At 60.0% G+C, this 22,963-nt stretch carries 15 protein-coding genes and 1 riboswitch; of the genes, 9 read left to right on the top strand and 6 right to left on the bottom strand.

Annotation, left to right across the window (positions count from 1 at the left end; genetic code table 11):
• Positions 1–286: 286 nt before the first annotated feature.
• From QPM17_RS12335 to msrB, 3 genes are all read left to right on the top strand, one after another.
• On the top strand, positions 287–736 hold the full coding sequence (locus QPM17_RS12335) for a hypothetical protein (RefSeq protein WP_285391060.1): 450 nt from the start codon (positions 287–289) through the stop codon (positions 734–736).
• 419 nt (positions 737–1,155) lie between these two features.
• Positions 1,156–1,455, top strand: coding sequence for a hypothetical protein (locus QPM17_RS12330; RefSeq protein WP_285391059.1), 300 nt, complete (start codon positions 1,156–1,158; stop codon positions 1,453–1,455).
• A gap of 180 nt (positions 1,456–1,635) precedes the next feature.
• Entirely contained in the window at positions 1,636–2,856 is a 1,221-nt protein-coding gene (msrB, locus tag QPM17_RS12325; protein WP_285391058.1) for a peptide-methionine (R)-S-oxide reductase MsrB, read from the top strand.
• Positions 2,857–2,867: 11 nt separating this feature from the next.
• Here the strand turns inward: msrB and QPM17_RS12320 are convergent, their stop codons facing one another.
• From QPM17_RS12320 to QPM17_RS12305, 4 genes are all read right to left on the bottom strand, one after another.
• Positions 2,868–3,605, bottom strand: coding sequence for a 3'-5' exonuclease (locus QPM17_RS12320; RefSeq protein WP_285391057.1), 738 nt, complete (start codon positions 3,603–3,605; stop codon positions 2,868–2,870).
• The gene (locus tag QPM17_RS12315) at positions 3,595–5,472 is read right to left on the bottom strand and encodes a putative nucleotidyltransferase substrate binding domain-containing protein (protein WP_285391056.1); all 1,878 of its coding nucleotides are present in this window, start codon (positions 5,470–5,472) and stop codon (positions 3,595–3,597) included. Before QPM17_RS12315 ends, QPM17_RS12320 begins: the two co-directional genes overlap by 11 nt.
• Positions 5,473–5,599: 127 nt before the next feature.
• A complete protein-coding gene (locus QPM17_RS12310; RefSeq protein WP_285391055.1) occupies positions 5,600–8,611 on the bottom strand; it encodes a parallel beta-helix domain-containing protein in 3,012 nt (1,003 codons plus the stop codon).
• A gap of 16 nt (positions 8,612–8,627) precedes the next feature.
• Entirely contained in the window at positions 8,628–11,087 is a 2,460-nt protein-coding gene (locus QPM17_RS12305; RefSeq protein ID WP_285391054.1) for a membrane dipeptidase, read from the bottom strand.
• A gap of 199 nt (positions 11,088–11,286) precedes the next feature.
• Between QPM17_RS12305 and cobU the strand changes: the two genes are divergently transcribed.
• Entirely contained in the window at positions 11,287–11,811 is a 525-nt protein-coding gene (cobU, locus tag QPM17_RS12300; RefSeq protein ID WP_285391053.1) for a bifunctional adenosylcobinamide kinase/adenosylcobinamide-phosphate guanylyltransferase, read from the top strand.
• A gap of 6 nt (positions 11,812–11,817) precedes the next feature.
• Here the strand turns inward: cobU and QPM17_RS12295 are convergent, their stop codons facing one another.
• Positions 11,818–12,423 carry a histidine phosphatase family protein gene (locus QPM17_RS12295; protein WP_285391052.1) on the bottom strand — a complete coding sequence of 202 codons (606 nt, stop codon included), beginning with the start codon at positions 12,421–12,423 and terminating at the stop codon, positions 11,818–11,820.
• 9 nt (positions 12,424–12,432) lie between these two features.
• On the bottom strand, positions 12,433–13,497 hold the full coding sequence (cobT, locus tag QPM17_RS12290; protein ID WP_285391051.1) for a nicotinate-nucleotide--dimethylbenzimidazole phosphoribosyltransferase: 1,065 nt from the start codon (positions 13,495–13,497) through the stop codon (positions 12,433–12,435).
• Between the two features lie 127 nt (positions 13,498–13,624).
• Between cobT and cbiB the strand changes: the two genes are divergently transcribed.
• The 5 genes from cbiB (at position 13,625) to QPM17_RS12265 (ending at position 22,950) form a co-directional block, all read left to right on the top strand.
• Entirely contained in the window at positions 13,625–14,581 is a 957-nt protein-coding gene (gene cbiB, locus QPM17_RS12285; protein ID WP_422732759.1) for an adenosylcobinamide-phosphate synthase CbiB, read from the top strand.
• The gene (cobD, locus tag QPM17_RS12280; protein WP_285391050.1) at positions 14,578–15,609 is read left to right on the top strand and encodes a threonine-phosphate decarboxylase CobD; all 1,032 of its coding nucleotides are present in this window, start codon (positions 14,578–14,580) and stop codon (positions 15,607–15,609) included. The genes cbiB and cobD overlap by 4 nt, the downstream gene beginning before the upstream one ends.
• Before the next feature lie 15 nt (positions 15,610–15,624).
• Positions 15,625–15,836, top strand: a riboswitch (cobalamin riboswitch).
• 152 nt (positions 15,837–15,988) lie between these two features.
• Positions 15,989–17,833: a TonB-dependent receptor domain-containing protein gene (locus QPM17_RS12275; RefSeq protein WP_285391049.1), complete on the top strand. Its 1,845-nt coding sequence runs from the start codon at positions 15,989–15,991 to the stop codon at positions 17,831–17,833.
• Positions 17,834–17,857: 24 nt separating this feature from the next.
• Positions 17,858–22,063, top strand: coding sequence for a cobaltochelatase subunit CobN (locus tag QPM17_RS12270; RefSeq protein WP_285391048.1), 4,206 nt, complete (start codon positions 17,858–17,860; stop codon positions 22,061–22,063).
• Positions 22,057–22,950, top strand: a complete 894-nt coding sequence (locus tag QPM17_RS12265) for a cobalamin-binding protein (RefSeq protein WP_285391047.1) — start codon at positions 22,057–22,059, stop codon at positions 22,948–22,950. Before QPM17_RS12270 ends, QPM17_RS12265 begins: the two co-directional genes overlap by 7 nt.
• Positions 22,951–22,963: the final 13 nt, after the last annotated feature.

Below are 22,963 nucleotides of genomic sequence, written 5' to 3'. Positions count from 1 at the left end.
AAGGAAACGCTGATTAACCCGGCTGGAATCCATGTGTTGGCAAAATCAAATCCCCAATATGAGCGGTTTCCGGCCTGGATGGAACAGGTGGTGTCCTGATTGTCCATTATCTCCTTTTCCGGGCTCGTGTGCCGCAAGTACCAAAGTCTTTATGAAATGCTGATCATTTCGTTATCGTTATGTGAAGAACCCTCTTTGGGGGTGGTAGATGCTACACCTAGCCCGTTGGAAATCCTGCGGGCTAGAGTGCAAAAAGCAACAACCGTACTGCCAAGGAGGATCCACCATGTCACGTATCGCTTTGCTTTTACTAGGAAGTTTTCTTCTCACCAGTTTGGCTCATGCCGACCCCGGTAAGCCGAATTTCATGCCCGCCCTTTGGGGTGATGGCGAACTTTGGGGCACCAAGGGCACCACCACCCTGCCGGCCCCCACGGACAACAACGTTCAGTCCTTTGACGCCCTCTACGTGGTGACAAATTCCAATAACCCGGAAGGTCAGTTGCCAGTCTCCGAAGCAGCGCCTGGTAATCCGGCCTATAACGGGGGACGCTGGTTCACTCATACCGTGGAATGGACCAGATTCGCGTTTATGGATCATGGCATCGTGCCGGTCCTGACCTCCTATGAGGACATCCAGGAGCATAAAAACTTGGGCCACTTGGTCATTACTCCGGGATCATTTCCAGATGGCCCACCAGTGTACTTCCAGTGCCCCTTGCTTCCTGTGAAGTGAGGCAAGGCTGAGAGCGGGCTGACTCGATCAGCCCGCGTTTTTGATGAAGCGAAGAACATTACCTCTTCCTGAACAATCCTGCCCCACCAGCGAGCAGCCAAAGCTTTCTGGACACTCTGCTTGGCAAAATCTACCCTGGAGCAGGCCTTTTCAGGCCTGATTCTAAACGAGCGTATCTGGAGATAGCGGCATCATTAGCCGACCGTGATGCCCAGAGCTGTTGCCGGACGGTTTTCCGTCCGTTCGGCTGATCGAAAACCGTCACAAAGCCCGGCGGTTACTGGATCCACCCGTGACAGATTTGTGAACTTTTCGCTATACACTCTTTAACGCTTTGTGATTATCCCGTGATGGCGCGCACTCAGGATGGTTCCGAACCTGCCAGTCCGGCAGGCTGAAACCCTTGGGGAGAAATCGCTATGAAAAAGTTCACTACAATTGCAGCAATGTGCCTGTTCGGTCTGATGGCCAGTGCCGTCCACGCGGATGAAATGGCATCCGACGATGGCATGATGGATGACGGCATGGAACAGTCCATGGATCAGAAAGACATGAAGAAGGATGACATGTCCGACTCCATGGACCATGGTATGAAAAACGACGGCATGGCTGGGGACAGCATGAAGATGAAGGACGACGGAATGGACATGAAAGACGACAAGGCCATGCACGATGATATGAAGGACGATGGCATGGGCAAGTCGGATTCCATGAATTAACCGGACATCTCCGAGTGGCGCCAGAGCCTATGCTCCGGCCCGGGTTATGTGCCGGTGCCGGTGCTGACAGCATCCGTAGTGATCTCTCCGGCGTTATACAAACGTAATAAACTGGAGAAAGTGCTGTGACGAATTCCGTGCAAACTGGTCACAGTATTCAAAGGGCAAGAGGTTAAGGTTATGAAACGGTATCTGTTACCTGTCTCCATGGCGGCCGCCATCGCACTGGCCGTGTTCCAGGTTGGCGCTTCCGATGAGGTGGACTCGAAATACGCTCCCGATGATCCGGATCTGGCCGTTGCCACGTTCGCCGGTGGGTGTTTCTGGTGCGTGGAAGAAGCTTATGAGGAAAAAGTGCCGGGCGTTGTCGAGGCGGTGTCTGGTTACAGTGGTGGTGACGAGAAAGATCCCACCTACCAGCAGGTTGCCGGCGGGCGTACTGGCCACACCGAGGCGGTTCAGGTCTATTACGACCCGGATGTGATTACCTATGAAGGCCTGCTTCAGGCGCTGTGGCGTACTGCGAACCCCACTGACGTGAACGGCCAGTATGTAGACCGGGGTAAACAGTATCGGCCCGCCATTTTCTATCACAACGAAGAGCAGAAGCGGGCTGCCGAGGCATCGGTAAAAGCGCTTGAAGAATCAGGCCGCTATGACAATCCGGTGAAGATTGAGATTGTGCCCTTCGAGGCCTTCTACGAGGCCGAGGAGTACCATCAGGATTATTACAGGAAGAATCCGATAAGGTACAAGATTTACACCTTCAACTCTGGCCGTTACCAGTTTATCGAGGAGGTCTGGGGCGAGGACGAAAAAGTGGATTATTCCCAATACCGCCCACAAGAGAACGGCGCGGATAACAGCAGTAATTCAGGCCAGACCGGGGGCGGGGAGTCCGGCCTGGACCTGAGCAGGGTTGAGGCATTTGATCCGCAGACGTTCGAAAAGCCCGACGACAAGACGCTCAAGGCCCGCCTGACGGAAGAGCAGTACTACGTCACTCAGGAAGATGGCACAGAGCCTGCCTTCCGGAATGAGTACTTCGATGAGAAGAGGCCCGGTATCTATGTGGATGTTGTCTCCGGAGAGCCGCTGTTTTCATCCCGTGACAAGTACGACTCCGGAACTGGCTGGCCCAGTTTCACCAGGCCTATCAGCCCGGATATGGTGGTAGAGAAAGAAGATAACGGCTTCTTTATGAAACGGACCGAAATCCGCAGTCGCTATGCGGATTCCCACCTGGGGCACGTGTTCAACGACGGACCCGCCCCCACCGGCCTGCGTTATTGCATGAACTCCGCGGCGCTGAAGTTCATTCCGCTGGAGGACATGGAGAAAGAGGGCTATGGCGCATTGATCAGTGAAGTGGAGGAAGCCGGTCGCACCGCTTCCAACTAACGCCGGGCCTTTTACAGCCAGAGATCACCAATGGGGGTCTCTGGTGAAAAGTGATGTTGAACCTGGGCCATGAGTAACTCGGCACTCGCCAGCGCGTCCACTAGTGCATTGTGGGGCGGGTAGTGCGGCAAGCCATACCTGAGCCGGCTGTCGGCGAGGCGAATGGATACTGGCTGCTGCCCCCTGAGCTTCTGCCACCAGTTCGGTTGTCGGTTGGGGTGCAGGTGGGCCTCGATCGCCATGGTGTCTATTACCGGAAACCAGATTTCCTCTCCGGTTCGCCACTTCACGGCCACGTTAAGGAACGGCCTTTCGATGTTTCGATAGTGAACCACCGGAATGCGACCGGCCAGGCTGGCCAGGATATCATCCAGAACTTCTGCCAGGTCCGGGGCCTCGTAGATATCCGTGTGGGTAATGCCGTGCACAGTAATGGATGTCTGGTGCAGCGGCAGTTGCGGCTTGACCAGCCAATGCCTGGAACCTCCCAGTTGTATCCTATCCAGGGTAAATGGCACTAAGCCGATGCTCACAATGGAATGCTGGTTGGGATCCAGGCCGGTGGTCTCGAAATCCAGGGCCACGAAAGGAACGTCTTTTACGGGCGTTTCAGGGGCGACGCAGCCGGCTTCATAGAAGGCTTTCAGCCGCGTGTCCCGGGCCTGCTGCGCAAGCTGCCGAAAACGGTCAGGCCAGGATAGGGTGTCCGTCCGGGCATCGGTGGTGGTCGCTTTCTGATCACCCGACATTCCGGCCCACCTGTGCGTTGTAGCGGAATCTGAGGAATTTCTGGGCCTGGCTCACTACCTGGAAGGCGTCTTTCAGATGGCTGCGCTCGAACGGGGACAGATCCTCGGGCCGGACGTTGTTGTCTGGTTCCCGCCCCGCCTCTATTGCCAGGGCCTGATGACGAATTCTTACAATAGCAATAAATTCGAAAGCGTCCCGCAGGTTATCAACACCGTCCTCCGGGATCAGCTTGGTTTCACCGATGGCTTTGAGGCGATTGAAAGTGTTCTGGGCTTTCGATCCACAGGCCAGGGCATGTACGCGGATCAGGTCGGAAACGGGAGCCGTTCCGCGACGTTTCAGGTTGAAGGTCTTGGCCTGCTTGCCGCTTTCCTCCATGACAAAGGTGCGGAAAAAGCCCAGGGGCGGCGTCCGGTTGAGGGCGTTGCGTGCCAGCATCGCCAGGAATCGCTGGCTGTTACTGGCTTTCCCGGCGATGAAGCCCTTGAGCTCTTCGGTGTAATCGGTGCGACCGTGGATGCCATCCAGGTCAAAGAAAATATTGCTGTTCAGCAGGGCTTCGGCCTTGGGGTTTTCTATCCAGTCGGCAAAGTACTCTTTCCAGACTTTCAGAGGCTGGCGCCATTTCTGGTTGGTGGCCATGATGTCGCCGGTGCAGTAGGCATACCCGCATGCCGCCAGGCCGTCACTGACAAACTTCGCCAGGGCCAGGAAGTATTCATCGTGTTGCGCCGGGTCGAAGCTATCGTCCAGCACCATGGCGTTGTCCTGATCAGTCACCACCAGTTGCTCGTCCCGGGCCATGGAGCCGAGCGCCATGAAACAGTAAGGCACCGGGGGCGGCCCCAGCTTTTCCTCTCCCAGCTCCAGTAACCGTTGACTGAAGCTGCGGCCGATGCCGGCCATGGCGCTGCCAATCATATGGGAATTGGCGTCCTCATTGACCATGCGTACAAAGGTGTTGGGCACCTCTTTGCTCAGCTGCTTCAGCCCCTTGACGTCCTGTTGGTGGTAAATGTTGCTGACCAGGTACAGACTGCTCTGGGATTCATGTTTGACGATATCGGACAGTGCAATGACACCCCTGACACGATCGTTTTCCATCACCGGAAGATGGTGCACATTATTGTGCAGCATGGTCAGCATCGCTTCGAAGATGAACGCATTAGTGGTGGTGGTAATCAGGCCGTCTGTCATGATGTCGCTGATGGGCGTTTCAGAGGGCAGGGCTTCGCTGAGCGCGCGGGTGCGAAGGTCGCGGTCTGTGATAATGCCTGAAAGTCTGGGTTGGTCACTGCTTTCGTCCATCAGCAGCAATGCTGAGACACCCTGCTCTGTCATGATGCGGGCGGCTTCCTGCAAGCGAACAGTATTGGGGGCAGTAACCGGCTCGCGGGAAATCAGCCGGGTTACCCGGGCGGTCATGGGCTGGTTGGATTTTTCCCGCCGGGACAGTGCCGAACGCAGGCGGGAGCGGTCCTCAACCTCCACAAAATCGGTAAAGTTATCGTCATTTTCCCAAAGGTACTGAAAGATTTCTTCAGGAATCAGGTATATCAGGGAATCTTCGATCGCCTTGACCGGAAATCGCACCGTTTTACTCATCAGCAGGCCATACTGACCGAAAATCTCGCCTTCACCAAGACGATTGTAGAGCTCTCCCGAACGACGATACATCTCGACGGCGCCACTGCGGATGTAGTGCAGGTAGGCATTGCGTTCGCCGAATTTGAGGATTTCCGCGCCTGCGCGGAAATAGGCGATTTCGATGCTTGAGACGACTTTGTCCAGGGTCTCTTCCGGCATCTCGTCGAATGGAGCGTGCTGGGCGAGATGGTTACGTATTTCGATCAGCTCTGCCTGCATGAATTCTCCCTGATTGGCCGGCGGATATGACGTTCTTAGGGAGCAATATAGCAGTGAGGATAGGAGAGGGCCACGAAAGCCAGGGGAGAAAAGGGGCGGCCTTTCAGGCCTGGCCGCCCCGGCCTGCTCAGTCCAGCGACTGGAAGATACTGCCGTTGCCGCAGGCGTCACCATTGGCATAGTCACTGTCCACGACGTTATTGATCCAGTAGCTGAGCAGCTCCACGCCTTCGGTGTGGGTGACACTGCGGGCGATGGGCGGCATGCGTCGCTGGGGATCGGTGCTGTCCGCTACCCGGCAAGACACGATGGAGCTGTCGGAATCGCCCGGCACCACAATGTGCTGGCGACCGCAGGAGCCACCTCCGGTGGCTGTTGGTTTCTTGCAGATACCATAGCCGGCGTCGATCTCCCGGTAATGATCCAGGTAATAACCGGTGTTGGAGGCTGCGCCGCGGTCGTTGTGACAGTGCTGGCAGTTCACTTCCAGGTACGCCCGCAGGCGCGCTTCCACATCGGCATCGGAGCCGGCGGTTTCGCCGCTGTCACCAGCCAGGTTCCAGTGGGGCAGGCGTTCGATGTTGGTGGCAATACCGCGACCATTGATCTTCAGGTCCGGTACGTTGGTGAGAATGCCCTGATCCTGCCAGTACTTGAGCTGGTTGACCCGGGGGAAACCGCCCTGTCCACGGGTGCCCATGAAAGCAGATTCCGGCGCGTAGGCGCGGTTCAGGTTGCGGGGTTTCGGGCCAATAGGTGCGCTGCCGGATTCCGCGTCATCATTGCTGTGGCAGGTGATGCACTGGTTGGCATTTGGAATGGCATAGTTATCCGTACTCCCTGCCAGCAGCTCGCCGGTAACCTGGTCCTGGTAATGCCAGCTCACCGCGCGGGTGCCGCCACCCATGGCGAGCGTCGCCACTGGGCGACCTTCACTGTCTTCCTCCCAGATGTAGGTGGGGCCATCCCAGAACGCCTTGCCACTCTCGCTGACCCGTTTGATCAACAACCGGGTTTCCACCAGTTCCTCGGTGCCCTTGCTCTCATCGGTAAAGGCAAAGGTCTTGGCAATCACCGTGCCGGTGGGGAAGTGGATGGTGCCGTTGACGTTGCCGCCGCCCTGGCCGTCCATATAGACCGCTTTGGTGTCCGGGGGAACAAAGGCAACCCGGTATTTGGTGGCGTAGTCGGAGAACAGCTTACTGTTGAGCACGAACGGCACACCACCGTCATTCGGCGTGCTGCGGGGATCGTGGGGATCGGCAAACAGGTTGTACTGCTCCAGTGTCGGGCAGTTCACTTCCAGTGCATCCCGGTTGACGCGCCCAGACTTGACGCGTTTGCTGCAGAGCCGGTTGATGTATTCCTCGCTGGGGGCTGGATCAATGGTGCCGCTGCGCTCGAATGGCGGGATTTCCACCCTGGGCAGTGATGGTAGCACCTTGCCAAAGCGGGCCTGGCAATCGTGAACCGACTTGTCGGTGTCGGCTACCACGCCGTCAAGGCCTTCGAGCACCGATTGCAGTCCCTCAAGGGTGAGAATGCTGGTGTCCTGTTCGGCAGCCGCCAGGGCCAGTTCCAGCCCTTCGGTGCCATGGAAGTTCATATAGGCCTGGCTGTCGGCCGCCAGCTCGTTGTCATGGAAGCACGAGCCCCACTGGGGCAGTTTACGCTCACCGCTGGCTTCGAACTTGTAGGCGTTGTAGTGGCACGACGGGTTCGGGTGCTCATTGGTGTGGATCGGTTTGCCGTTCTCATCGGCCGGCACCGGATCACCGTTGGCATCCACCGGATAGGGGCAATCCTCGTCCAGCTCATCCAGCAGTCCGTCCCAGACAATGTGCGCACCCTTGCCGGGATTGGTGATGTTTTTCAGGCCGATCAGGGTGGGTAATACCGTTTCCACCTGGCCTTCCAGTACCACCTTTTCAAAGTTGGGCGGGGGCAGGTCGTATCCGGAGTTCTTCATCACGTTGTTGTGAATATGAAGGCCTTCGGTATAAGGATCGAGTTTCTTGTCCGAAGTTTTGTCCTTGCCGTCGATCAGCTCATAGCTGGTATAGATCACAGCTGCGGTGCTGTGATCCTCGAAGGTGTTGTTGTAGATCTCGATATTGTCGTAGCCAAGGGTGATGAAGCCGGTCCCCCGGGGTACGGCGGACACCAGGCCACTGTGGGCAAAGTTGTAGGTATTATTGTTGCGGGCCGTGTTGTTGAGCATCACCGAGGTATCGCCGTACTGGGTGATGTTCTCCAGATCATAGATCAGGAAGCCGCCGGTGTTGCACTCGGCCAGGTTGCTGTCGTATTCGCCGCCCTGCACATTCTCGATCTCGAAGCCCATGACATTATAGACGGCACGGCTGTTACGGATGATGGTGGTGTTGGTCTGGCCGACGTAAATGCCGGCGTCGGACGCGCCCACGGATTCGGAGTTATCCACCAGGATGTTCTCCGACTCCACCGGGTAGATACCGTAGCGACCGCTGGCAGAGCTGGGAATGTAGTCCGGTGTGGGATCACCTTCGTTCAGCGGCGGGTTGGTGCACTGTACCTGGAGCCGGTCGGTGTAGTTGCTGGCGGTGATTGGCTCGCCTCCGCCGGACCAGATGGCGCGCACATTGAGCAGTGTGCCCCATTTCACCCCCTTGAGTTTGAAAGCGTCCCCCGGTGAGTCGGCGATGGTCAGGTCCTGCACGGTTATGCCGCGCACGTTCAACGCTTCCAGGCCGGTGACGTTGTCACTGTCGCGGAAGGACAACACGGTGCTGTCCTTGCCGCAGCCCTTGATCAGAACGTCTTCGGTGGCCTGTATCAACAGGCCGTGATCCAGTTCGATAAAGCCACAGCCGAATTCCAGGGTGTCACCGGGCCGCAGCTGAATCATCGCGTGGACCATATCGTGGGTGGCATCGGGGCCGGGTTCCACCAGGAAAGTGCGGCCGTCGCTGAAACGGTCGGCCTGCTGTCCACTGCCATTGCTATTATTTTCGGAACCGGGATTGTCATTAGCGACTGCAGAATCTGACGAACCATCGCCGCCGCCCAGGCACCCGGAGATCAGGAGAGTAACTGCCAGCAAGGGGATGAGACCCGATTGCCACCGTTTCAGGTTGTTGTAGAAGATCTTGTGGTTCATGTCATTGTCCCTGTTCTTATAGCGGAGCGCTTTCAATCCGTTCCCACATTCGCAGGTAGGCTTCGGCGGAGGTGAAGAGCTGATTGATGGCATCGTCAACCTGTTCGGGATCGGCATCACTATTGCGAATCATGTCTTCGATCTGATCCGGGTAGAGGCCGTAGTGGGCCACACCACGGCCATCGTAGAGGCTGAACTCCCGGTCGCCGGTGGTTTGCACGTCGAAACGGACCCGCCCGTCGATGGAGGTAAACGGATAGAGGCCGGCTTCGTCCTCGGCGGTGCCGGGGTTGGACGCCAGCTGGGCAATGCCGTTAACGTCAGAGGCGAAGCCGGCACCGCCGAATGGGCCTACCTTGAGGTCCTGGTGGCGAGGGCGGTTGCCGTCCCGGGTCAGCTTGCGCACCCAGTCTTCACGGGTACCGCCAAAGGATGCGGTAATGCCGCCCTGGGCTGCGATACGGTCCCGCAGGGCCTCGGTGCCGCCCCAGCTGCCATGGCTGTTGATCACCGGGTAATCAAGCGGTCGGGTGATCTCCAGAATCCGGGCGGCGGCCTTGCGGCTGATGTGGTCGGTTTCGATCATCATCTTGCGGCGAACCAGTTCCTCAATCAGGAAGTCGCCCAGGTCGCTCAGGCCACGACGGTTACAGAGCTGATCGGTGCCCCGGCGGGGGTCGAGAGCGGCCATTTCCTCCGGTGTTTCCGGGAAACGTTCGCCCAGGTAGTCCATCTGGTACAGGAGCTGATCGAACAGGCCGAAGGGTTGAAGACTGGCGTTCTGGTCGGGCTCGCCCCCGGTGTATTCCACATTTTCGGGGCACTGCTCGAACTCCACCGGGTGACCGGTTTCCAGCAGGTTACCGGCATAAAGGATGGGCCCGATGCCAATGCCGGTGGACAGGTCCGGCAGGTGCCCGCCAAAGGCGTTATCGAATTTATGAACCGGGAAGATGTTGCGAACCCCCAGCTGATAGAATTGATCCAGCCGTTCCACGATCTGTTCCCGAGTGCATTCCGCCACCCCAAGGAATTCACCACATTTGAAGACCTTGGACATTTCTATGCCGAGCACCACGGCAAGCTTGCCGTCCTTGATCACGTTGCGGGCCTGGGCCGGGCTGGTGACGATCTGGAACCAGCCTTCACCCGGGCCACCATGCTGGGCATCGATATAATCCTGCATCTCGTACATGCGCTGGATCTGCAGCAGTATCGATTCCATGGGGTCGCAATCGTTCTCTTTCTGCGGATTGATACGGCAGAGAATCTCGTTGTGAACCAGATGGTTGACCAGGATTTTCATCCCCGCCAGATGGGCCCTCTCCATCCAGCGGTAATAGCTCTGGTGATGCTGTAGAGAGTTGTAGCGAGGCCAGTCATTGAAGGTGGGCCAGCCCTGGGTGTCGTGGGTGCCGATACCGCTGGTGGCAAGCTCCACAAAGCCGGTTGCACCCCAGGGGCCATGAACGGCCTCACAGTCATGGAGGGCGTGAGTAACACCAAATCGGTGGAATGGCGCGCCGTAGTTGACCCGCCCGCCGATGAACTCATAGGCGGAGATATGGGAGTGAGTGTCGACAAAACCGAAGATATCGTCCCTGTCGATCCCCTTCACCTTGCGGAAGCGGTCTACTTCCGTGAGATAGGTTGCAGGGCCCTGCGAGTCGAGTACCTCGGCGTTCAGTTCGGCTTCGGGGTAGTGGTTGCAGCCCTCTGCCTCTTTCAGGGTAAAGGCCCCCGTCTCATCGATAACAGAAGGGGATACCAGGGCAAGGCCGTCCTCTCTGGCTGACAGCATCAGGCCGGTAACATCGGATGCCAGGGTATACTGTTGCTGATCACCCAGCCGCTGCAGTTGCCATACGGACAGGTCGCTGGGAGCGTCCACCATGGCAAGCGCGGGATTGACGGTGGTGTCACCGATCTGGTCGCCGGTGAACTCCAGGCTCTCGCCAATAGAGCGCAGGGCATCTCCCAGCGGAGCCACCGGGTCCAGGACCAGGTTGGTGGTGTCACCAAGGCCGGCAACCAGATAGGAAACTTCACCGATGAAATTACCGGCTTCATCCAGGAATTCGCCGGCAGGATCGCTGATGCCCAGCAAGTCAAAGCGACCCACCTCCCCGGTATTGCGCTGGTAACCGGACATCATCAGATAGGCCCCGAGGCGGGTGGGGCGCATCCGGAAAGCTGCCGCCTGGGTGGCATCACCCGTGGTGGAGTACTGTCCCGATTGCGGATCCGCGCTCAGGTAACGACCCTTTGCCTCCAGGGTGTAACAGCCATTGGCGAAGCTGTAGCGATCAAGAGCGGCGGTTTCTTTGTGCTGGGAGGCGCCGGGGTTGTCGGAAGGCGTTGATGGTCCCTGTTGCGGACTGCTGTCGTTGTCAGTTTCAGAGCCGCCACACCCGGCGATCAGCATGGCACTGACAAAGGCCCACGCTGTGCGCATGGATCGTTTGTTATAGTTCATGTGAATCTCTCATTCGTCGTCATTACCGGTAGCCCGGTAAATCGATTTTTTATTGTTGAGGCATTTCGATTATTGTTGTTGTCCCTCGGGAAGGCCCCAATCCCGGAGTAACGTGACAGTTTGTAACATGCTAAATAAATGTGAACTGCGTCACATTGGGCCATTTTTTGATCAATCTGCGGATCCCGAAGGAGCATTCATGAGCATTTCTCGAACTCTTGTCATCGGAGGCATTCGCTCGGGTAAAACAGCGTTAGCCGAGCGGTTGGCAGATGCTTCCGGCGACACGGTGGTCTACGTTGCCACCGCAACCGTGGGTGATGAGGAAATGGCGCAGCGGGTGAAGCAACATGTGGAAAACCGGCCGCATCACTGGGGGCTGGCGGAAGCACCGCTACGGCTTGCCAGTGTCCTGGAGAGCTATGGTGCGGAGGCAGACCCACCTTTCCTGCTGATCGACTGCATGAGCCTGTGGGTCAGCAATTTGCTGTTTGCCGGTGAGGAGACCTTCAATCGCGAGCGTGAGGCGTTCCTGAAGGCACTGCTCGATTATTCCGGCAGTGTTGTTATTGTCAGCAACGAGGTGGGTCTGGGCACCATTGGCATGGACCCCCTGACACGCCGGTTCTGCGATGAGCTGGGCTGGCTGAACCAGGCGCTCGCGAACAGCTGCGATGGGGTGGTGATGAGCATTGCGGGATTGCCCCTGTGGCTCAAGGAGTGATGAGTTTCAGCAGCCATGACTTTGCAGGCAACTGAAAACGCCGTGCTCGGACTGGTCAATGCGTACCCGGCTGCGGCAGGCGTAGGGAACGGCCAGGGCCGAGAAACTTCGGTCCAGAGGAATGCCCATTACTTCGGCCAGGATCATGCGGATAACGCCGCCATGACACACCACCAGAACATGCTGCCCCGCTGCTTCACGACACCAGTGGCTCCACGCCTCCCGGACCCGGGCGTGGAAGCCGGCTACCGGCTCTCCCTCGGGTGGCGGATTGGCGACCGGGTCGTTCCAGAACCGGGTCAGTGCTTCCGGGGTTTGCGCCAGGATTGCATCCGCGGTCATGCCCTCCCAGGCACCGAAACTGATTTCCCGTAGCCGCTCATCCTGTTCCAGGGTTAGCTGGCGTTCGGAGGCAAGCTGCTCCGCGAACCGGCGGCAACGCAGCAGCGGTGAGGTGACCACCAGATCCCATTGATCGGCTTTGGAAATGGCTGATCTCATCTGTTGCCATCCCAGGTCGCTGAGGGGGTCGTCCCGGTTGCCGCGGAACATGGGCCCGCCGGCGGGCTCGCCGTGGCGGATCAGGTCAATGGTGGTGGTGAGGTTCTGCATCAGGCTCCTTCAGGACGTCGCGTTTTTATTGCTGACTCCGGCATCGGAAAAACTGGCCATGTTGTTGTGCAGGGCGCAGGCTGCCCGCAGCAGGGGAACCGCCACCGCAGCGCCACTGCCCTCGCCCAGGCGCATGCCCAGATCCAGCAGGGGGTTTGCGTTCATGGCTTCCAGTACCCTGGCATGCCCTGGCTCTGCCGAGCGGTGAGCAAACAGCAGCCAGTCCCGAAGGCCGGGTTGCTGACGCATGCCAAGCAGCGCTGCGACCGAGACAATAAAACCATCCACCAGCACGGGAATGCCCCGCGCCGCGCAGCCCAGGATTGCACCGGTCAGCCCGGCGATTTCGAAACCACCGAGGGAGGCCAGTACCGCCAGAGGGTCCATATTATCACCGTGGCGTTCCAGGGCACGGCCCACCACGGTACTTTTGTGGGAAACGCCCGCTGTGTCCAGACCAGTGCCGGGGCCAACCAGCTGTTGCGGGGCCTCGTTAAGCAGGGCGCAGGCCATAGCTGCGGCACTGGTGGTGTTGCCAATGCCCATGTCGCCGCCAATAAACAGTCGGCATCCGGCATTGGCAGCACGCTCCGCAACGGCATCGCCGCTGGTCAGTGCCGCGTACGCCTGATCTTCGGTCATCGCCATGGTTATCGCCAGATTGGCCGTTGCCGGCGCAATGCTTTCATTCCGGACACCGGCTAACACTGGCACATCGCCCACCGTTCCCAGGTTCACCACCTCCAGCGAAGCACCCAGCTGTTTTGCAAGCACGCTGATGGCGGCACCACCGCCGGCGAAGTTGGCGATCATCTGCGCCGTGACTTCCTGCGGAAATGCGGATACGCCTTCCTCACAGACACCATGGTCGCCAGCAAAGACAGTGATCTGTATCGGGTCTACGGTAGGCTGGTCCATCACTTGTAAACCGGATAACTGGATGGCCAGTTGTTCCAGTTGTCCCAGGGATCCCGGTGGCTTGGTTAGAACCTGCTGGCGGTCCGTTGCTTGTCGGATTCTGAGAACATCCGGTTTCGGCAGCTGCTGGGTCCAGCTTGGAGGCGGAGAAAACATGGGAAAGTCCTGGCCGGTGAAAACAGGGAATGGTCTACCCGGCCCGAAAAGGTGTCAAGGCCGACGGTGACTCGGTTAAACTTCTGCCTGCTCCCGGGTTTGTCTGCTTAAGAGAGATGCTGCTGATTTGAACGCCTTTCTGTTCTCTGTGACTGTTTGCCTTGTTGCCGTGCTATTGGACTACTGGCTCGGGGAGCCGCGTCGGTGGCATCCGCTGGTGGGGTTCGGGCGTCTGGCGTCATTCGTGGAGCGGCGGTTGAATCGGTTGCCGGAGCAGAAGGGCCGGTCAGTATTCATGGGGCTGTTGGGTGTGTTAACCGTGGTATTGCCTGTACTTGCGGTGACCGAACTGTTGCGATGGACGTTGAATGGCTGGGCGTACCTGCTGCTCCAGGTTGCGGTGTTGTACCTTGCCCTTTCCATCCGGGGGCTGATCGAGCACGGCCGGGCGGTGTCGGATGCGTTGCACGGTGGTGACCTTGAGCTCGCGAGGAAACAGGTAGGACGGATTGTCAGCCGCAAGGCCAGTGAGCTGGATGAACACGGTGTGGCAACAGCAGCCAGTGAATCCATGCTGGAAAACGGCGCTGATGCCGTGTTTGCGAGTTTGTTCTGGTTTCTGGTGGCGGGCATCCCCGGGGTGTTATTACATCGGATGGTCAATACCCTGGATGCCATGTGGGGCTATCGCAATGAACGTTATCTGTATTTCGGACGGAGCGCTGCACGACTCGATGATGTGATGAACTGGGTGCCCGCCCGGCTCACCGCCCTGACTTTCGCCCTGCTCGGCAATACCTCTCTGGCGTGGCGTTGCTGGCGAACTCAGGCTGTCAGTTGGGATAGCCCCAATGCCGGTCCGGTAATGGCGGCTGGCGCCGGAGCTCTGGGCGTTTCCCTGGGAGGGCCGGCGCCCTATGAATCCGGCACCCGGCAGCGGCCCACCCTGGGAGAGGGCCCAGCTGCCACGGCCGGCACCGTCAATGAGGCCATCGGCCTGGTGCATTATGGAGTGTGGGCCTGGCTCGGCCTGCTGGGGGTGGTGGCGATTTCCATCAAACTGGCCGCTGGAGGCTATCTGTGAGGTTTATCAACGGCCCCCACCATGGTGGGCGGCTGAACGCAGCTGCGGAGCGTTGGGGCATTCCCCGCGGTGAATGGCTGGATCTGTCCACCGGCATCAACCCTTGTGGCTGGCCAGTTCCCGATATTCCCGGCGACGTCTGGCAGCGATTACCAGAAATGGACGATGGCCTGGACCAGGCGGTGCTTGAATGGGCGGGGGCAGGGGAAAGTGCTCACTGTGTTCCGGTACCAGGTAGCCAGGCTGCGATCATGACACTGCCCGGGCTTCGCAGCGCCTGCCGGGTGGGTGTTCCCTCGCCAGGCTACCGGGAGCATGGTTACTGGTGGGCCCGCGCCGGGCATCAGGTGGTCCCCCTTGCCACTGCTCAGGTGACTGGTGAAGATGAAGGCTGGCTGGATGAACTGGATGTGTTGGTTTGGATCAACCCCAACAACCCTGATGGCCAGGTGATTGCTCCCGACCGCCTCGCCCGCTGGTGCCAACGGTTGCAGGGCCGGGGTGGCTGGCTGGTGGTGGATGAGGCATTTGCCGATGGTTGCGATGACATCAGCCTGGCCCGGTTTGCCGGTATGCCGGGGTTGGTGGTGATGCGTTCCCTTGGCAAGTTCTTCGGGCTGGCAGGGCTGCGAGCGGGCGCGGTACTGAGTGATGGCAGGATTGCCGCTGATCTTGCCGCCGCATTGGGTCCCTGGCCGCTGAGCGGCCCCGCCCGTTACCTGATGAAAAGGGCGCTGGGCGACAGAGAGTGGCAGTCAGCCGCCGCGCAGCGGCTGCATCATGACAGTGAACGGCTGAAACAGCTGCTGGCCCGGCAGGGCATGCCGGGCAGTACCGGCACGCTGTTGTTCCGCTATCAGCGCCATCGCAAAGCCCGGGATATCGCAGACCAGCTTGCCCGCCAGGGCGTTCTGGTACGTTTTTTTGACTCGCCGCCGGCGCTTCGCCTGGGGCTGCCCGGCAGCGAGGATCAATGGCGGAAATTGACGTGCGCACTGGCCGGCCTGTCAAATGTCATTGACCAGTGAGTGACCACTTGCTAGCCTTGCCGCTCGTTTTCAGGTGCTGCCGTGTAAAGCCACACGGGAGTGAAACGGGAAGCCGGTGAAAGTCCGGCGCTGCCCCCGCAACGGTAAGTGAGTTACAGGCCATCGAATGCGCCACTGTGCCAAGGCACGGGAAGGTGATGGTCCAGGTTCGCCAGCAGTGCGAGCCCCTCACGAGTCCGGAGACCGGCCTGTTAACACACCAAACGCTGCGGAGGGCAGCGGCGGTGGGTGATCCCAGCCTGTTCTCAATTGCTGCCTGACTCTGCCCGCCTCCGTTCCGAACAGACCCCGTTCCTGCTCCGCAGCATAATGAAAACAGACCATACGGGTGCGTATGGGACGCTAGCGAGTTTTGATTATGGGTTTGCCAAAGGCCATGCCGGTCCTGTTGTTGTCCGGTATTCCACTGACGTTTCTACCAGTTTCCACGGTATCCGCTGCCGATACCAAAAACACCGCGGAGCTTGATCCTATCGTTGTTACCGCCACTCTCGGCCCGCGTACCGTGGGTGAGAGCCTGTCATCGGTGACTGTGGTGGAAGAAGAGACTATCCGCCAACAGGCACCGCCCGAGTTCAAGGACCTTCTGCAGGGCCAGCCGGGCATTGACGTGGTAACCAACGGTTCCTACGGCAAGAACACCAGTGTCTATACCCGCGGTACCACCAATGACTCCACGGTCTTCCTGGTAGACGGGGTACGCTTGCGGTCCGCCACCAGCGGCGGTGCGCCCTGGCAGTACTTCCCCACGGAACTGGTGGAGCGTGTGGAAATCGTTCGTGGCCCACGCAGTGCGCTCTACGGGGCTGATGCGGTCGGTGGCGTTATCCAGGCGTTCACTCTGGACCCTGAGCATGGTCACAAAGGCTGGGTGGAGACCGGGGCTGGTAACTTCAACACCCAGAAAACCAGTGCCGGTGCCTCCGTCCGTTCGGGCTCAACCCGCTTCAGTCTCAGCGGTCTTCACAAGGAAACCGACGGCACAGCGATTGTCGAAGATGGCGAAGACAAGGGTTTCCGCAATACGGCCGGCGTTGGGCGCATCGTCCATGAATTTCCCAACGGCGGTGAAGCCAGTGCCGTGACGATGCAATCCGAGGGAAATACGGAATTTGATGGCGGCAATACCGACTTCATGATCCGCACCATCGGTTTCCGGCTCGACACACCAGTCAGTGACTACTGGAGCAGCTCTATCCAGTTGTCGGAAGCTGCCGATGAGCAGGATAATTTCCGCGAGTTCGGTGATTCCTTTTTCTATACCAAAACCCGCACGGCACGATGGGAAAACACCTTCACCGGAGGCGTCCATGAGCTGTCGGTGGGTGGTGAACTGCAATCTGACGAGGTGGACAGCTCCACCAATTTTGACGAGGACAGCCGCACCAATGCGGCCCTGTTCGGCCAGCTGCGCCTGAATTTCGGTCCGAGCGATGTGCAGCTGTCCCTGCGGGGGGACGACAACGAGGCTTATGGTCGTCAGGAGACCGGTGGTATCGCCCTGGGGCATTCTTTCGACCGCTCCCATCGCGTGAGGGTGAGTTACGGCACCTCCTTCCGCGCGCCTACTTTCAATGATCTTTACTATCCGTTGGAAACCTTCAGCTTTGGCGGTACCTACGCCGGCAACCCCGATCTTGAACCTGAAGAAGGCAGCTCGGTCGAAATCGGTTTCAGTGGTCGCTATGAGACCTGGTACTGGGACGCAGCCCTCTATCAGCTGGATGTGGATGATCTGATCGACCTGCAATCGGAGGGCGGTGATCTTCGTCCGGTGAACGTCAATCAAGCGCGGATTCGCGGCATTGAAATGGGTTCCGGCTTACGCGTTAACGAATGGGATCTGGCGGTCAAGCTGACCCTGCTCGATCCCCGGGACAGTGAAACCGATAACCGCCTGCGTCGTCGCAGCCACCAGTCCCTGCGTGTGGATCTGGATCGGGAGCTGGGCGACTGGAGCTTTGGCGGCACTGTCCAGGCCAGCGGCTATCGTTACGATGATGCGGCAAATGAAGACCGCTTGCCGGGCTATGCGACGCTTAACCTGCGTGCCGGCTGGGAGTTTGCCCGTGACTGGAATGCGCGCCTCACCCTGCAGAATGTCACTGACAAGGAATACGCCACGGCACTGCGTTTTGACGGTACGAAGTACGTGGCAGCCGGCACGGCTGGCTTCCTGTCGGTCCGTTACGACTTCCGTTAATCTCCGGAAACAGGAAAGGGCAGGATGCACCAACCTGGCACGCGTTATCTGACAGTTGCTTTGGTATTCCTGCTCGCCGGGTGGGTGGTGTCACTGCCGTTGGCGGCTGCCACCGTGGTGGGCATAGTCTCGGAACGTTCGGCGGCTGAAATGGCGGCCGGAGCGGAACGATTTCTGACAGCCAGGCCGGATGACAAGGTAGTGCTGCGGACGCCGGAGCAACTGGCCAGCCTGGACAACCGGGCGCTGGAGGAGCTGGTAAGTCGAGCCGATGCATTGCTACTGGCGGCCGTCTTCGGCGATCAGGTGGGCAGGCTCGAGCGGGCAGTTCGCACGCAGGCAGCAGGTCGTTCGTTTCCTATCCTGGCCGTCAACGGCGACCGGGCGCTGAGCCGCCTGTCCCGACTGGAAGGTCGAACGTTGCTGGAGGGGCTGGATGCTTCGGCCCTTACCGATCTGATGGAAGCCCCGGCCCCGGGGGCAGATGTAACAGCACACAGGGAAGAGTTGCGTCGGCGTTTTCCTCAACAGGCACCCTGGCTGGAAGGACGCGCCCTTTATCAGGGCCGGACACCGCATCACCTGGACGGGCTGTTGCGCTGGTTGCTGGTGCAGGCCGGCCACGACCTGACCGTGCCAGAACTGCCGCCCCGGGCTCTGATAAGGTACTACCAGAACGGGGAAGCGACCGCAGATGCCGGAGACCTGGAGCTGGCCGCCGGCCCGGTTGTCACCCTTCTTGACCTGGACAGCGGCGACCGCCCTGGAGACCGGGCCCTGCTGGATGCCACCTGTGCCGCCCTGGAAGCCCGGGAGATCCAGTGCTTTGCCATTCTGTCACGCTGGGGCGGTGCCAGCCTGGAAGCGGTCCGCACCCTGGATAGCACCATTGGGCCCGCCACCCTGTCCGGCATCATCAGCCTGCAGGACTTCACCGTTGGCGGCGGAGAGGGGCGGCGCCAGGTGACCGAGGCGCTGACCCAACTGGATGTGCCGGTGATCAAGGGGCTGCGACTGGCTTCGCGCACGGTTAACCAGTGGCAACTGTCGGTGGACGGCATACCGGCGGACAAGGTCCACTACAAACTGGCGATGCCCGAACTCCAGGGTGTCAGCCAGCCCATGGTGCTGGCCACGGCCGAACCTCAGATAATCGATGAACGTACTGGCGTCGCCCTGACTCTGACACAACCGGTGGCGGGCCGGGTAGCAGCCGTGGCTGACCGCCTGAAACGCTGGCAGGTTCTGCAAACCAAAGACAACGCCGACAAGCGCGTGACCATCATCTACTACAATCACCCGCCCGGCCGCCAGAACATCGGTGCGGACAACCTGGATGTGCCCGCCTCCCTCTACGAAATGCTGACCTGGCTCAAGGCCGAGGGCTACGACACCGGCCCGCTGCCGGACAGCCCGGAAGCCCTCACGGACCTGATCCAGCAGCGCGGCGTGAGCCTGCCGGATGATCCCCGCGCCCTGCGGGAGATGGCCGGCCAGGTGGCCTCCATGGGCAGTAGTACCTACCAGCGCTACCTGGAGACGTTGCCGGCAGTGGTCCGGCAGGAAATGGCCCACGGTCCCCTGGGCTATCTGCATGAGCGCCTGGAACAGGCCCACGGCCTGGGGGAGAGGGAACTGGCGAACGGGCTGCTGAACCGGGGCATCCGCGACCTTCGCCATCTGATCGAGCACGTTCAACATCCCAATCGCAAGAATGCCCTGGCCCGGCTGGATGAATACGAAGCCCTGTGGCAGCGCCGCCTGAACGAGGGTGGCCACAAGGATAAACTGGCAGCTGGCCGGAATGCCCTGGCCGACACCGGCATACCCGGCCTCAGGGGTTGGGGGGAGGCGCCGGGGCAGTCCATGGTGGTGGACGACCGACTGATCTTCCCCGGCCTGCGATTTGGCAACATCTTTATCGGCCCGCAACCACCCCGAGGCTGGGAGGTGGACGAGGAACTGCTGCATGCCAACACCACCTTCCCGCCCACCCATCAATACGTGGGTTTCTACCACTGGCTGCGGGATCACTATCAGGCGGATGCCCTGGTGTACGTCGGGCGCCACTCCACCCGGGAATTCCTGCCGCGCCGCCGCGCGGGGCTGACCAGTGATGACTACCCCGACCTGCTGGGTGGCGACCTGCCGCTGATCTATCCCTACATCGTTGACGGTGTGGGCGAAGGTATACAGGCCAAGCGCCGCGCCCTGGGGGTAATGATCAGCCACCTGACCCCGCCCCTGGCGGCCACGGAACTCTATGATGAGCTTCTGGAATTGCGGCAGCTGGTGGAAACCTGGGAGTCTGCCAACGAGCCCGACAGCCCGACCCGGGAAAGGGCCCTGGCCATGCTGCGGGAGAAAATCCGGATACTGGACATAGGCGAGGATCTGGAGCGGGAAATCGCTGGCGAGATGGGGCTGTCGGAGGACGAAGTGTCCCTGGACGAATTATCCCCCGACCTGTTGGTCCACGAAGCGGGCCATTACGTCACCGATATGCAGGAACACTTCATGCCCCTGGGGCTGCACGTGTTTGGTCGCGACTGGAGTGCCGATATGGTGGACACCATGCTGGAGTCCATGGCGGGTAAGGCCGGCACTCCCAGGGCGGAATGGCGAAAGAATCTGGTGGCTTCACCGGCTGCGGAACGCCGAAGCTTTCTTGCTGCGCTGGAGGGCCGCTTTGTGCCGCCGGGACAGGGTAATGATCCCCTGCGTACGCCGGCGGTTTTGCCAACAGGTCGCAACTTCCACGCCCTGTCCGATGACCTGATCCCGACCCGCGTGGCCTGGTCCCTGGCCACCGAACTGGCAGAAGAAGCCATGGCCGACAATAGCAAACAGCCCGGCGAGAGTGATGCCCTGGTGCTCTGGGCCTCCGATACCGTGCGGGACGAGGGTGTGATGATCGCCTTCGGCATGAAACTGCTGGGCATTCGCCCGGTCTGGAACAGCCGGGGCATCGTGAAGGGGCTGGAGCGTTTGCCCAGCGGGCCGGAGACCGACACGCCGGTTCGGCGCAACGTGGTGTTCACCACCTCCGGGCTGTTCCGGGATCTCTACGAGAGCCAGTTGGAATGGCTGGATCTGGCGTCCCGCTATGCCCTTGCGGGGGCCGCGAACACCATCGAAGCGGAACATCCCGAGTTGGCCGAAGCGCTGGAGCAGGCCTTATCGGTGTTGCCTGCGGACATGCGTGAACGGGGTGATGAATCCCTGTCGACCAACGGAGTGGCGGCCCGCTGGGTTGCGGACACACGGGTGCTGATGGCCGCAGGAGTCTCCGTGCGGGATGCCGGTGCCCAGGCCGCCCATCGGGTCTTCGGTACCGCACCGGGGGCCTACGGCGCCGGCGTCAACCGACTGGCCACCCGCACTGGCGCCTGGCAGGACCGGCCACAACTGGGCGACGCCTACCGCCGCCGGATGGGGCACGTCTATGGCAAGGGCAGCCAGGGCGAGCCCGCTCATCAGGCCTTTGACAGCCAGTTGCAAACGGTCAATCACACCTACCTGGGGCGGGCCAGCCATCTCTATGGCCTGCTGGATAATGACGATGGTTTTGACTTCCAGGGCGGTCTGTCCAACGCGGTGGAACACCTGCGTGGCGAGCCCCCGCAGAACCGCGTGTTGCAGTACGCCGACCCGAAGAACCCGAGGGTTGACTCGCTCCAGCGCGCGCTGCAGGTGGAACTTCGAGCCCGCAATCTCAACCCCCAATGGCTGGCGCCGCTGATAGGGCATGGTTATGCCGGGGCCCGTACCATGGGCAGCGATTTCCTCGACAACCTCTGGGGCTGGCAGATCACCAGCCCCCAGGTACTGCGTTCCAGCATGTGGGACGAGATCAACGAAGTGTACTTCCAGGATCGTCATGGCCTGGGGCTGGATGAGTTCCTGGCAGAGGGGCACAATGTCCACGTCAAGACCCATATGCAGGCCATCGCGTTGCTGGCGGCCAAGCGGGGATTCTGGGAGGCGGATGTGTTCACGCGTCGTGCCCTGGCCCGTGACTTTGCCGGTAATATCATCGACCATGGCTTGCCTGGCAGCGGCCATACCCGCCCGGATCATCCGCTGATGGACTGGGTGGCGGATCAGCTTGAGCCGCAACAACGGGAAGCCTTTGAATCCGCCCGCAAGGGAGGCTCGGCCGCCTACCCCCTGGGGGCTGCTGCCAACGATGATTGCCAGAACCAGTTTAGCCGGACGGCCTCATGCTGAATGTCTCCAGACGATTGACCATCATCGGCGCAGCCGTGCTGGCCTTGTGGCAGGCGCCTGTTGTTGCCGAGGTGTGTGCAGTCGATGATACCGGCAAGGAGGTCTGCCTTGAGCAGCCGGCCAGCCGTATCGCGGCGTTGTCTCCCGGCGCCACCGAACTGGTCTGGGCGGCGGGAGCGGGAGAAAAAGTGGTCGCGGTGGTGTCCTTCAGCGACTACCCGGAAGCCGCAACAAACGTGCCCTCCGTGGGTAGCCATACCCGTATGGATCTGGAGCGCCTGATGGAACTGCAGCCGGACCTGGTGATCGGCTGGGTCACCGGCAATCCGCCGGAGCAGCTTGAAGCATTGGCAGACCTGGGGTTACCGGTGTTTTCCATTGAACCCCGTACGTTTGAGGCGGTGTCCCACACCATTGAACGGCTGGCCACCCTGGCTGGCACCGAAGAAGAAGGCTTTGCCGAAGCTGAGCGTTTCCGCCGGGGCATCGCCAGACTGGAACGCCAATACCGCAATGCGGAGCCGGTGCCGGTGTTCTATCAGGTGTGGGACGAACCGCTCATGACCGTAAATGATGAACACTTGATCGGCAAGGTGATCACCCTGTGTGGTGGGGTCAATGTTTTCGGCGACCTGGACCGACTCGTGCCACGGATCAGTACCGAGGCAGTGATCGGTGCCAACCCGGAAGCCATCCTGGCTGGCGGCATGGGGGAAGAGAACCGGCACTGGCTGGCCCACTGGGAAACGTTCCCGGGTATTGAGGCCACCGCGAAGGATAATCTTTTCTTCATCCCGCCCTCCCTGGTGCAGCGCCCCACACCCCGCATGCTGGATGGGTCAAGGCTGTTCTGTAAGAAACTGGATGATGCCCGTGCCAAACGCTGACCGGAGACTGCAC

This window comes from Marinobacter azerbaijanicus (assembly GCF_030250645.1).
Lineage (GTDB): Bacteria > Pseudomonadota > Gammaproteobacteria > Pseudomonadales > Oleiphilaceae > Marinobacter > Marinobacter azerbaijanicus.
This window is presented reverse-complemented; position numbering and strand designations above follow the sequence as displayed.